Here is a 12,697-nt window from a genome sequence, read left to right on the forward strand (position 1 = left end):
GATTACATGTCCATTTCTTTTTCTGAATATAATGTGCCATCGTCTAACCAAGTACGTCGGGTTCCCACCGCGTGGTCTTTATAGTAGGTCATCTCTATTTTAAGTTGCCCATTGCTATACCATTGGGTTTCTTTTCCGTGCTTTACGCTATAAAGAGAACGCCCTTGTTTTACTAAGCTATATTCTATTTCGCTTTTTAGCTGACCTGATTTATACCACGCTTTGTGCGTACCTAATTTGCCACGATCACCTTTTATCCCCTGCTGCCGTAATTGACCGTTGTCATACCATTCACTTTCTAAATACTCATCCGGTTGTTCACCGTAACTTATCTGGAATTTCTTACGCCCATTTTCATACCATTCAGTCATGGGTTCAGACAATTTTCCAGCTTCATACTGTCTTACAGTCTGCAATGAGCCTGATTTAAACCAGTAATATTGAAGCTTATCGCTATAGCCTTGAATTTTATTCTCTTCTGAGCTGCGAATATTTGTGTCCTCATTATAGAGAATATCTTTACCCGTTCCGGTAACAGACAACATGAGCAGCACACCTTTTTTTGCAAGCTGATGTACAAAGCCGAACGATTTATCATTGCGATAAGTGCGAATAACTAGCGCGCCATTTTTAGAATACTTTAGACTTGTACTCAAACGATCGCCATCTAGCCTAAACTGTATATAGCTTAGATATGCTGACCCAGCATCATTAAGGTCATACTCAATATCGAGACCATTTTTAGAACCATTATCGAAAAAAGCTTCTTGCTTAAGTCTACCATCATAAAAATAATCACGACTTAGCCCAATCTTTTTTCCGTCTAGATAATGCTCTGACTTTTCTAAATAATTTTGCTCATTTTTGTCTTGCGCCCAACGTATTTTCATCCCGTTTTCTTGGCCGTTAATCATCGTAATTTCATCATAACGATGCCCATATCTCCAGCTCACTTGCTCACCAGTCTCTGCACCATATTGGTAATCAAAACGACCTTTAGGGTAATAAAGTGCCTGTCCATTACTGTCTTTTTCATAACGATCTTGATCAAACGTTTGTTCCACACCATGCTGTTTGCCATCCAGCCAATGGGTTTGTTCTTCTAGGCGACCATCTTCGAACCAACGATAACTGGGACCATGTCTATTACCATTTAAATAATACGATTCAGCGCGTTTTTTACCGTTCTCATGATAAGACGTAGCCACACCTGTATAAGGCGCATTCGTCGATTTTACTAATGCGATAGAATCACGTCCTTGCCGTTTAAACGCCAAATCTGAAAATGGAACAGCCAGCGAAGGGGGCGAGAGAAATAAAGTACAGCCAAATAAAACAAGAGCGGCGTATTGTAAGCCAATGGAGTGACTAGGCGACCATGCGAACTTCATTATAATCCTTCCTCGTTTTCACACACTTCCGGGCTACGCTTACAAATGGCATATTTTCTATCCCATTGAAAATTGTGGTTTTCCACCATCATTTTCACCCAAGGATATACTTCTGCATCCATCTCTTTCGGTTCGTCTTGGTATGTATTTAACAAAATACTGAGCGCTGAAGGATTGGTATCAGCCACTCGTTTTAAATACTCACGGCCACGTTGAATATCTTTTTCAACCACCATCCCAACGATGTACATGTAGCCTAAATTGAAATCAGCGCATTGCGATCCTTTGGCTTGTGCTTTTTCCAACAGTGTCAGCCCTTTCACTCCGTTTGCGCTGTCTTTATCGTCAAGCCTGACATAGTCAACGCCTAACGAACACATCGCTTCCGCGTAACCTTGTTTAGCCCCTAATGCTTTGGCTTGATGAGTTAAATCCATGCGGTTATCAGTATCGGTATGGTATTGGAAATAATTACTAAGTAGTAAACTGGCTTCACCATCCCCTTGCTGGGAGGCTTTTTTGAGCAAATTTGCGGCCTCATCGTAATATTCGGTATTCCATAACTGCTTAGCTTTCACAGTCAGACGCTGAGGCTCGCTAAGCGATGCCATATCTATTTCAGGGGCAGTCTGTGGGCAATGATTCATAACTCGCGTGATCATTTCTGCAAAGCCATTCATGGGCAGTAAATCTTCAGCATCATATTCCATCTCATTCAAACGACCTTCTGTTTCGATCTTCACTTGCACGCTCTTGGTTTGTTTAAGTGCATCAATGAATGAGGCCGTAGGATGGAAAAAAAATCTGTTTTGAATCGATTCTGGGAAATAAAGCGATGTATTTTCTTCTATGGTTGGCTCATAAAAGAAGCGTGTATTCTCATCGAGGGTAAATAAAAATTTAGTATATACATCCCTAAATTCAAGCTCATGGTACGTTACCCCGAGCTTAACTTTTTGATTATCACAAAAAGCATAAAAGCCATCACTCACCCACCAATCAAATTCTGGGTCGCCTCGGAAAGTCACGCCATGAACGTACTTTACTCCCTCTTTGTTTTCGACTTCAGATGCATAGTACACTGTACTGTCAGGGTTATAACCATGGGTAACGATACCAATACGCTCGGGGATAACTCGATTTGCTTTAACGGTGGTATATACAGCATCTTCATCATTGGCAAACACGGGAGGTAAGCTCCCGAATACAATAACGCAGAGAGAACAGAGGGGTATTATTTTCAATTTTCGATCCAGAATATAAATGCAACCAGTGAGAAAAACACATAAAAACCAGTTGGTTGCGACGTTTATTTCGCCAGACTATATCATGCAGATTATGGCAATAATACTGAAGCGAAGATTTATATATGGTTAAGTCAATATCAGATTCTTTTATTTTGATGAACCCCTCATTATGCAAGTGTGTCTAGCACATTAGCTGATGTATCGGACCTACAGAATCTCTCCTGAACGAATTGAAAATATCGAATAACTAGCATGATAAAATTTAAAAGGATACACACCTAAACCTTCTGGATAGTGAGGTGGTAGTAAATCAAGCAGCACATCCGCAATACCTCGATACCTCGATACCTCGACTCTATGCAGCTTTACTACTACAGCAAAACAAGATCACAAATTATCACTCAGATTGAAAATAGCCTTTATCCCCAAATTGAATAATATGTTTTACTACCAAGCCCATTAAAAATAACCGCTGGACGCTTTATGCCACCGATTAAACAGCTTTCATCCACCGTCGTTTACCAAAATAACTGGATGTCAGTGAGAGAAGATAAAATTGAACGAGCGAGTGGCAAGCAAGGCATTTATGGCGTAGTCGACAAACCTGATTGCGCTGCCATTATCGCCATTGATAATGGCAAGATTCATCTGGTGAACCAGTATCGCTATACTGTGCAAGGCAACTACTGGGAACTGCCTCAAGGTGCATGGGAAACAAACCCAAATGCCGATCATCTTGAACTCGCCAAGGGCGAACTTAGAGAAGAGACCGGCCTAATCGCCAGAACGATGGTGTACCTAGGATCGCAATTCATCGCCTATGGCTTTCTTAATCAAACCTGTCATATTTACCTCGCCACTGAACTGACCCAATCTAACACTCTACTTGATCAAGAAGAGGAAGATCTCATCAGCCAAGCATTTGAGATTAATCAGTTCGAGCAGATGCTAATTAACAGCGAAATCAAAGACTGCGTCACGAGCGCCGCTTACGGTTTAGCAAAATTGAAAAGACTGGTTTAGCACCATTTCAATACGATTGAATTGGTTCATTGTTATCCCAACGTAAAATCAGGTAAAGATAACGGACTTCTTTGCTCGATAGATTGACGAGCACAAGCTGCCACCTTATTTTTACTTTTTGTGTAGAAAACAATTAAGAGAAGACCACGCATGGACTCGATAACCCAAGCCGCACTTGGCGCAACCGTTGCTGGCGCGATTGCAGGCAAAAAATGCAATGCAAAAGTATTACTTGCGGGCGCAGCGCTTGGCACATTGCCAGATTTAGACGTACTACTCGATTACGGCGATGCGATCAGCAATACCATTAAACATCGTGGTTTTAGCCATTCACTGCTGCTACTTCCCCCTTTTGGATTGCTACTTGCGTGGATCTACACTCGCCTACGCCCCGACCTTTTTTGGACCTTCACTCGAGTCTCAATACTAACCATCTGTGTGCTGGTAACCCATACAATGCTTGATGCGATGACAACCTACGGCACACAACTACTATGGCCAATCGAAGGCTATTTTGAAGTCAGCAATATCTTTATTATTGACCCTATTTATACCTTGCCATTAATTACCGCGATTATCGTTGCCCTACTAACAAAAACTCAAGGTGGCAAATGGTGCCAAGCCGTTGTGTTGATCTCTACTCTTTATCTGGGTTGGGGTTATGTCGCCCAGCAAAATATTAACGATCGAGTAGAACAAAACCTATCCGCACAAAACATTCCCGCCGATCATGTTCTGGTAATGCCTACACCGTTTAATACCGTGTTATGGCGAGTGATTGTGCGAGACGGTGACCAGTACTGGGAAGGCTTAGCCTCGCTGTTGGATCACAACCAACATATCGATTTTATCTCTCGACCTCTGGGAGTTTGGCCATTGGAAGGAAAGCCACCAACGCTACAAGGCCTAAAAGCGTTTTCGCATAATTTCCTCAACTATCGAGAAGAAAATGGCAAACTGATCGTGACAGATTTACGCCTTGGTATGGCGAATAACCTCGCGTTCCAATTTGTTTTAGCGACAATGGATGATGAGGGGCAATGGCAATTGCTCGAATCCCCTACCCGTCATCCAAGCGAAAGAGGTTTACAGCAGTTAGAAACTCTGTGGCAGCGCCTTAAAGGCGATCAAAACATTGATGCGAACCTGCAACGCATTGATCTTAGTTACAGTCGGTAATATCGCTGAGGGTTATTTATCGTTTCCAGAAGCTCGCTGGGAAATAACGAGTACACCTACGTTGATTGGATTGTTCTAGTAACGAAAACGACAACTTTCCGTATTGATAGATTCGCGCAACAAAAGACCAGAGTTCAGAAATGAGAAAACCCCAGCATTTCTGCACGGTCAGATAACAATAAACATCATGTTTTTAAAACGAAACAACAAGGCCAGCCTAAACCGTAATTTACCGCGGCCCGGTTATCCCTGCATTGGAGACAAAATGAATTATTATTTAATTTTCGGGCGCTTGCAGAAAAATGAAGCTTCTTTTAAAGAACTAGAGCCTAAAAAACTTAATTTTCCTCATCCGGCCTATGCATTGCATCAGAAGCGTTCATTAATTCAAGTAAAGGAGAATTATGATGAGCGTGGTATGTCTGATTTTCTAAAGAAAGGAATAGGCTTACTCGCGAGTTCTAAAGTGCAGCAAATATTCTTTAAGCATGGCTTTACAGGGTTACAATTTTTACCTGTGTATGTGAAGAATGAAAAGGATTTCATAGATTATGCCTTTATAAACCCTATTGCCCATTATGATCTTCTAGACCCAATAGCATCAGAAGCAGAGGATTTCACTGATTCCCTTGGTGGGTTTTCTTTTGTATTTGACCAAATCATCGATCGTAGGAAATTTGACGCCACTAAAATCGAGCACGACTGCTTCACACTATCAACCTACAAGTCTAATTACTATGTGAGTGAGCCAGTCAAACTCGCCCTTGAAGCCGCTGGCATCACAGGCATAACCTTTATACCAATGGAGTTTTCATCATGATCCAGCAAATCTATAAACAACATGGATTATTGGCTAGCAAACCCAACACGTCCATTTTCCCGATGATGAGTGACTTAGTATTGGTGTTTTTCCCTACTCCGGGGATATTTGTGCGTGACAACCTTGTGGTTCCTGAGCCATTTAATGCCCAGCCTGTAAACTATTACAATGAAAAGAGCGCCATATTTGACAACATGTACGTCTTCATTCCTGCTGTTAAGCTAGAGCACTATAAAGGTACTGGCTTAGCTTACTCTGACAGTACGCTGCATTTTGAACCTGAGTTTATTGAAGCGCTGGCTCAACAATCCCCAAGCATTATCGAGCACTCTCACAGTTTGAAATAAGTCGCCCCATTACATCCGGCATCATTCTATTGCCGGATGTTTTACAGAGTCATTGAATTTTCAAATGCCATTGGCTTCACTGCTTAGTGGCGCTGAGTCAATACGTCATAACGACGTCTGTAGCCATTAGAGAGCGTCTCTAGTAACGCTCTACACACGTTCTTCGCTTGCGCTGCCACCTTGGCTACCCATTGATAAGGCTGACAACGTTTTTTCGCGTGGCTCTAATGAGCCCTTACTAGGGCTCTGTACCCTATTTTTCTCAAAATCCAAATAGCAAAAAGCCCGCTAATTTCTTAGCAGGCTTCTTTAAATGTGGCGGAGAGATAGGGATTTGAACCCTAGGTGGGCTATAAACCCACGCCGGTTTTCAAGACCGGTGCTTTAAACCACTCAGCCATCTCTCCGTTGGGACGCATATTAGGTTCAGGTGCTGATGTTGTAAAGCACTATTTCACTCTAATACGTTTAAGTGCTTAAAAAGCATTCAGGCTCGATTTTTGCTAGCTTTTATTTAGCGCTATATTGGCAGCCGACTAATGCTTGCCTCTCGTTTTTATGAAGCAAAAGCTCTAACCATTGACATGGCAATAAAATAGTGTTTTATTGCTATATCGATGAAAAATAAAGATTTAATCACTTTGAGGCAACAGTTGTACGCCCGAAAGTAATTGCAGATATTTGTGAAGTGCTTCAAAATTACCAAATTAGCCTAGCCTATAGTCTGTTTCTGAGGTTTTTATGAAAGTCGCTGACTTGTTCAAACATCGTAGTGAGTCAAACTCGAAGCATCATTCTGAGTTTATGCAATGGATGTCACCTGCAGTACGTGAGTACTGGGGCGAGTTCATGCACAAAGCGAATAATCGTCATCTTTTTTCACGCTTGCGTGATTTACAGCAAACTGCCGTAAATGAAGAACACCCTCAGCCAAAACCGATTGAGCTTAAGGCCGACGCACAAGTTTTATTTGATGAGTTAGAGACGAAACTCAACACTGTGATCCACACGGGTGAGTGGATTGATGTCTCTCAAGAGCGTATCAATCAATTCGGTCAAATCACCGAAGATATGCAATGGATTCATACCGATCCAGAGCGTGCAGCACAAGAGTCTCCATTTAAAACCACGATTGCTCATGGCTTTTTGACACTCGCGTTACTACCAAAGATGACTGATAGCGTTGATCCTGAGAACAACTTGTTCCCTACCGCAAAAATGGTGGTTAACCTTGGTTTGAACCAAGTTCGTTTTCCTTACCCTGTTAAAGCGGGCAATCGTATTCGCGCAGTGAGCACACTTTCTAAAGTCACACCAATTAAGAAAGGCTTAGAAGTTGAGCGTGAAATCAAAGTTGAAATTGAAGGTATTCGCCGCCCTGGCGCTGTTGTTGTATCGGTGATTCAACTGCACTTCTAACCTTATCCCGATTTTCTTTAAAAAGGCCATGTATTTGGCCTTTTTACATTTTTGCGATCTACGAATTCTCTTCCCACCTTTAATTTACGCTCTACTATTTACACTTTTATTACAAGCATGTGGATGTCGTTATTTATTACCAAACTTTCTTAAATACCCATTATCTTTAGCTACACAAGCAATCGTTTGCGCGCTCAATTTTAAAAACGAAATTTTAAACTTAAAGACTTACTATTCTTTTGCCGCTATAAGAATCACCCATCTAATGACGAATGTATCATTTGTCGCAAATTTCATTAGTTAACATTCATAACTGATTGCACTGAAACAAAACCATTCAAATATAACCACAGAGAATATATATGGCTTTATCCGCATTCACCATTATGGCGAAGCCTGTCAGCGATAAGTGTAATCTCAAGTGTGAGTACTGCTTTTATCTTGGTACTGCTGAGTCGCTAAACAACAAGCCCACCGAATGTATGAGTGATGAGACGCTCGAAATTTTTATTCGTCAATACATTGCGGAATCCTCTACACCACAAGTTAACTTTGTGTGGCAAGGAGGAGAACCGACTCTTGCCGGGTTAGCTTTTTTTGAAAAAGCGGTGGCACTACAAAAGCAATACGCCAACGGCAAGCAAATCACTAACTCGATTCAGACCAATGGCATTGCCATTAATAAAGCTTGGGCACAATTTTTCCACCAGCATCAGTTTCTTGTGGGCATTTCACTGGATGGCACGCAATCGGCACATGATAAGTACCGAATTACGCTTTCAGGTGGCGATACCTTTGCTAAGGTGAAACAAACTGTCGCACTGTTTAACGAATTACAGGTGGAATACAACGTCCTATGCACTGTGAACAATGCCAATTGGAATAAAGGTAAATCAGTTTATAACAATCTCAAGTCTATTGGTGCTCGGTATATTCAGTTTATTCCTGTCGTTGCCTTTAACCGCGGTAAGGCTTTGCCATTTAACGTTCCCGAGAAAGGTTTCGGCTCATTTTTAACTGATGTATTTAAAGAATGGGTAAAGGCTGATATTGGTTATATGTTCGTAATGAACTTTGAAAGTGCCCTCTCATCTTATGCCAATGGACACGCGTTAATTTGTTTTCACAATAAAGAATGTGGCGCTCCATTAGTGATTGAATCAAATGGTGATCTTTATTCATGTGACCACTTTGTGGAAGATAAATACCGTTTAGCCAACATACATTCAGCAGCGATAGAGTCAGCAATAGATAGCCAACAGCATCAACAATTTTTAGCGCTCCGTAACACCTCAAATTGTAAAAAATGCGAGTTTATTGAGATGTGCAATGGTGGTTGCCCTAACCATAGTAAAGCCAATGGTGAAAACTATTTATGCGCGTCCTATAAAGCCTTTTTTAAAAGCACTCAAAATGACATGCGTTTTATCGTCAATAACATTCTTTAGCTAATCGCTCACATTAAAATTTTCTATTTACGCTGACTTTTCAGCGTTTTAACCAACTGAACACGCAAACGTTATCGTGTTGTGTGGACGGTTAATAATGATGTCAAATAGGAATAAAATGACATGAAAAAAACTGTTCTTGCTAGTCTTATCGCAATGACTGCGATGTCGAGTAATGTTCTAGCTGCCGATGCAAACATCACCAACAACGTTAACAAGCCGAATGTTGTGATCTTTTATGTGGATGATTTAGGTTATGGTGATCTCGCCTCTTACGGCCATCAAATTGTAAAAACACCACATATTGACCAACTGGCAGAGGAAGGGATCAAGTTTACGCAATATTACTCTCCTGCTCCTCTTTGTTCTCCTTCACGAGCTGGTATGTTAACAGGCCGGACGCCTTATCGTACGGGTATTCGTTCATGGATCCCAGATAGCCAAAATGTTCATATTGGCTGGGGTGAGCGAACGCTGGCACACATGCTCCAAGATGAAGGCTACAACACGGCGTTGATGGGGAAAGTCCACCTGAATGGCGGTGGTCACATGACGGATCACCCTCAAGCAAAAGACTTAGGTTTTGATTACTCTTTTGCCATGTACGCAGGTTGGCAAAAAAACAAGAAAGTAGAAGCGCCACGCGCAGATGGCAGCCTACGTCACGGTAAGATTTACCCAGACAACTTCATTCGTAATGGTAAGCCTGTAGGTGAAACAAATGACTACGCTGGCGGTGTCGTGGCTGATGAGTCTATCCAGTGGTTAGACACGATCAATAAACGAGATCCATTCTTCTTATACGTCCCATTCCCTGAAGTTCATACACCGATTGCGTCACCGAAGAAGTATCTTGATATGTATTCTGATTACATCACGGACTTCGCTAAACAAAACCCAGATTTATACCATTGGGATTGGAAAGGTCAGCCATACCGAGGTCAAGGCGAGTACTACGCCAACATATCATACATGGATGAGCAAGTTGGTCGTATCGTGAGTAAGCTGAAAGAGATTGGTGAATACGATAACACCATTATTTTGTTCTCTTCTGATAATGGTCCGGTCACTCGTGAAGCTCGTAAACCATGGGAACTCAACATGGCGGGCGAAACTGGCGGTCTGCGTGGTCGTAAAGACAACCTATTTGAAGGTGGTATCCGTGTTCCTTTGATCATGAAAGGTTCAGGCATCACACAAAACACTCAATCTCATGAGCCTGTATATGGCCTAGATATCGTACCAACTTTGTCAGAGATGATCGGTTTCGAATTACCAACCGATCGCGTGATTGATGGTGTGTCGTTTACTTCAGCGTTTAAAGAAGGTGGCGAAGTAGAACGTACTAAACCAATGATTTGGACAATTGATATGCCTTATCAAGACGACCCTATCAATGAATATGCGGTGCGTATTGATGATTACAAGTTAATCCTAGATCGTGAAGGGAAAGCCAAATACCTATTCAATATCGAACTTGACCCATATGAAGTCTTTAACCTTGTAGGTAAAGCTGAATACAAAGCAAAAGTTGAAGAGCTAAGCGCTGCGTATAAAGTTTACCGCGCGGAAATTGAACAGGATGATATTTTGCTTAACCACAATGTAAAGCCTAAGGCTTAAGCTAGCGTTAAAGCATCAATCGTGCAAAAAATAAGGAGAGCAATATGGCTCTCCTTTTTGATTTCAAAGCAGTTAACTTATTTCGCTGGCGTGTAGCCATATTCAACTATTTTTTGTTTTGCTTCTTGGCTTGCCAAATACGTCACAAACGATTGTGTTTGTGGGTCTATCTTATCTGTTATGTAAAAAACAAGAAAAGGGCGCGCAAGTTCATACTTCCCTTCTGCCATATTTTTATTGCTTGGCTCTACCCCTTCAAATTGAATCGCTTTAACTGAATTATCCACCGATCCCATCGAGATAAATCCAATCGCTTGTGGATTGTGATTTACTAAGGTTTTCACCATGCTGTTGCTATTGGCGACCAGATTATCTTGGCTCATGTCTGATACCAGCTTGTCATCAACCACTTTGCTCAATCCAAGTAAGCTTTCAAAGCTCGATTGAGAACCTGAAGAGGCTTCACGAGTGACCACTGCAATCGTCTGATCAACCCCACCAAGCTGTTTCCAGTTGGTAATTTTGCCTTTGTAGACATCAAACAGTTGCTCACGGCTAATGTTGCTCACCGAATTTTCAGGGTTAACAATGATTGCCAGCCCGTCCATTGCGATGGTAGCAACCGTTAAGCTGTCGTTTTGCTCACCATCGGTTAGGTAGCGAGAGCTCATACCGAGTTCCGCCACACCATTTTTAACTAACGTAACCCCGGCAGTAGAGCCAATACCTTGTACCGCTACATATGAGTCAGGGTGAGTTTGATTAAAGCCTTCAGCCAGCACATCCATAACACGTGCTACCGAAGTAGAGCCTGAAATATTGATTTCGCTGGCGTGCGCAGAAAAAGTGACAGCAGAAATGGAACATAGCGCAGCAAACGCGAGTCGGATCATAGTGTTCTCCATAAAATAGTGCCGAGCCGATGCATCAACACGATGCGCAATCACGGCAGATCATAATCGAGCATAGAATAGACTGATTTGATGACAATTTTGTGAAAGATGGAGCAGACGTGAGCAATAGTAAGCCATACTATATCAACATGACTTCAAGATACGTTATAAACGGTTTTGAGGTGATAGGCCTAGAGCCAATGATTGTGGAATTTATTCGCTTCGGAGTAACTATGAGCTTAGTCAGTTTGTTGCAAAAACAAGTGGAAACTCGTGCAGAGGCGATATGTCGTCATCGCAACCAAAGTATGCCAACTGAATTAGGTAAAGCAGATTTTGAATCGATCCTTAATGGGGTGATTTTTTTCAATCAGCATTACTTACTCGACTCATCACATTTTGACTATACCTCACCCGTGGCGAAGGTATATTGGGATGAAAAAGCACAATCTTGGCTACTGTTTATGATTGATGACCAAAATGATGAACAGTGGCTCGCCTACCCTTATCTAAGTCAAAGTCAGGATCTAACCGCTATTATGCGTGAGATCGATAAAGACCCAAAAAATCTGTTTTGGTAGCGAACCGGTGGCCATTTGCCACGATATAAGCATTTATGCGATTGAATTCTTAGGCGTTAGAAACTAAAAAACCACTCGTCATCAGTTTGATATTGTGTTCTAACAGCTGCTCTAAAAACTGGTCATTGAGTTCAATGCCGTGGATTGCCAACATCGATGGTGGTGCTATGAAAGGAAACACCATCAGTGATAGATATGAGATACGGCACAAGTTTGGATCCATTTCTGGTTTGATAACGCCATTGGCAAGTAGCTTATCAAATATGATGCTTTGCATTGGCTGAGTGATTTCCATCATCACCTTTTCCATTAACTTACGCTGTACACCTGACTCCGGCATGTGCATGACTTGGGCAAGCAAACGAGGAAATTGCGGAACTTTACGCATTTGCTGATAGTAAGTTCGCATGATATCGATGAAATTGGCTTGGCTGCTGTCGCGCCCTAACCGAATCAATTGCTGCTTCATTGGTTCTAAGGTTTCCCTTAGCATGGTTTCAAACAGTCCCTCTTTACTGCCAAAGTAATAACGAATCAAAGCGCTATCTACACCGGCTTTCTGTGCAACTAATCGAATTGAGACTTTGTCGTAAGCCATGACAAGAAATAGCTCTCTTGCACTGGCGACCAATTTGTCCCGCGCGTCTATTTTCTGATGGGGTCGCCCTGCTTTGCGCTGACTCATACTAATTCCTTGGTCAAGTAACACTACAATGTCGCAGCTTT

12 protein-coding genes and 1 tRNA gene are annotated in these 12,697 nt (G+C 41.9%); 8 read left to right on the top strand and 5 right to left on the bottom strand.

Annotation, left to right across the window (positions count from 1 at the left end):
• Positions 1-2: 2 nt before the first annotated feature.
• Complete coding sequence (locus RH86_RS12915; RefSeq protein WP_009386539.1) at positions 3-1,391, bottom strand: toxin-antitoxin system YwqK family antitoxin; 1,389 nt, start codon at positions 1,389-1,391, stop codon at positions 3-5.
• Complete coding sequence (locus tag RH86_RS12920; RefSeq protein WP_009386540.1) at positions 1,391-2,578, bottom strand: tetratricopeptide repeat protein; 1,188 nt, start codon at positions 2,576-2,578, stop codon at positions 1,391-1,393. The genes RH86_RS12915 and RH86_RS12920 overlap by 1 nt, the downstream gene beginning before the upstream one ends.
• 543 nt (positions 2,579-3,121) lie before the next feature.
• Between RH86_RS12920 and RH86_RS12925 the strand changes: the two genes are divergently transcribed.
• From RH86_RS12925 to RH86_RS12940, 4 genes are all read left to right on the top strand, one after another.
• A complete protein-coding gene (locus RH86_RS12925) occupies positions 3,122-3,661 on the top strand; it encodes an NUDIX domain-containing protein (protein WP_009386542.1) in 540 nt (179 codons plus the stop codon).
• Between the two features lie 150 nt (positions 3,662-3,811).
• Positions 3,812-4,840 (top strand): metal-dependent hydrolase, encoded by a 1,029-nt coding sequence (locus RH86_RS12930; protein ID WP_009386544.1) that lies wholly within the window; start codon positions 3,812-3,814, stop codon positions 4,838-4,840.
• Between the two features lie 265 nt (positions 4,841-5,105).
• Positions 5,106-5,660, top strand: coding sequence for a hypothetical protein (locus RH86_RS12935; protein WP_009386546.1), 555 nt, complete (start codon positions 5,106-5,108; stop codon positions 5,658-5,660).
• Positions 5,657-6,007: a hypothetical protein gene (locus RH86_RS12940; RefSeq protein WP_009386548.1), complete on the top strand. Its 351-nt coding sequence runs from the start codon at positions 5,657-5,659 to the stop codon at positions 6,005-6,007. Before RH86_RS12935 ends, RH86_RS12940 begins: the two co-directional genes overlap by 4 nt.
• Positions 6,008-6,323: 316 nt before the next feature.
• Here the strand turns inward: RH86_RS12940 and RH86_RS12945 are convergent.
• Positions 6,324-6,414, bottom strand: a tRNA-Ser gene (locus tag RH86_RS12945).
• A gap of 334 nt (positions 6,415-6,748) precedes the next feature.
• On the opposite strand from RH86_RS12945, the gene RH86_RS12950 reads away from it, so the two are divergent.
• From RH86_RS12950 to RH86_RS12960, 3 genes are all read left to right on the top strand, one after another.
• Complete coding sequence (locus tag RH86_RS12950) at positions 6,749-7,426, top strand: MaoC family dehydratase (RefSeq protein WP_009386550.1); 678 nt, start codon at positions 6,749-6,751, stop codon at positions 7,424-7,426.
• A 362-nt stretch (positions 7,427-7,788) separates the two neighbouring features.
• A complete protein-coding gene (locus RH86_RS12955; RefSeq protein WP_009386552.1) occupies positions 7,789-8,874 on the top strand; it encodes an anaerobic sulfatase maturase in 1,086 nt (361 codons plus the stop codon).
• Positions 8,875-8,997: 123 nt separating this feature from the next.
• A complete protein-coding gene (locus RH86_RS12960) occupies positions 8,998-10,497 on the top strand; it encodes a sulfatase (protein ID WP_009386554.1) in 1,500 nt (499 codons plus the stop codon).
• A 77-nt stretch (positions 10,498-10,574) separates the two neighbouring features.
• Here the strand turns inward: RH86_RS12960 and RH86_RS12965 are convergent, their stop codons facing one another.
• Positions 10,575-11,390: a phosphate ABC transporter substrate-binding protein gene (locus tag RH86_RS12965; RefSeq protein WP_009386555.1), complete on the bottom strand. Its 816-nt coding sequence runs from the start codon at positions 11,388-11,390 to the stop codon at positions 10,575-10,577.
• 233 nt (positions 11,391-11,623) lie between these two features.
• Between RH86_RS12965 and RH86_RS12970 the strand changes: the two genes are divergently transcribed.
• Positions 11,624-11,971, top strand: coding sequence for a DUF3024 domain-containing protein (locus tag RH86_RS12970; protein ID WP_009386557.1), 348 nt, complete (start codon positions 11,624-11,626; stop codon positions 11,969-11,971).
• Between the two features lie 49 nt (positions 11,972-12,020).
• On the opposite strand, the gene RH86_RS12975 is transcribed toward RH86_RS12970, so the two are convergent.
• Positions 12,021-12,662, bottom strand: a complete 642-nt coding sequence (locus RH86_RS12975) for a TetR/AcrR family transcriptional regulator (RefSeq protein WP_038219693.1) — start codon at positions 12,660-12,662, stop codon at positions 12,021-12,023.
• Positions 12,663-12,697: the final 35 nt, after the last annotated feature.

This window comes from Vibrio sp. N418, assembly GCF_000222565.1.
GTDB lineage: Bacteria > Pseudomonadota > Gammaproteobacteria > Enterobacterales > Vibrionaceae > Vibrio > Vibrio scophthalmi.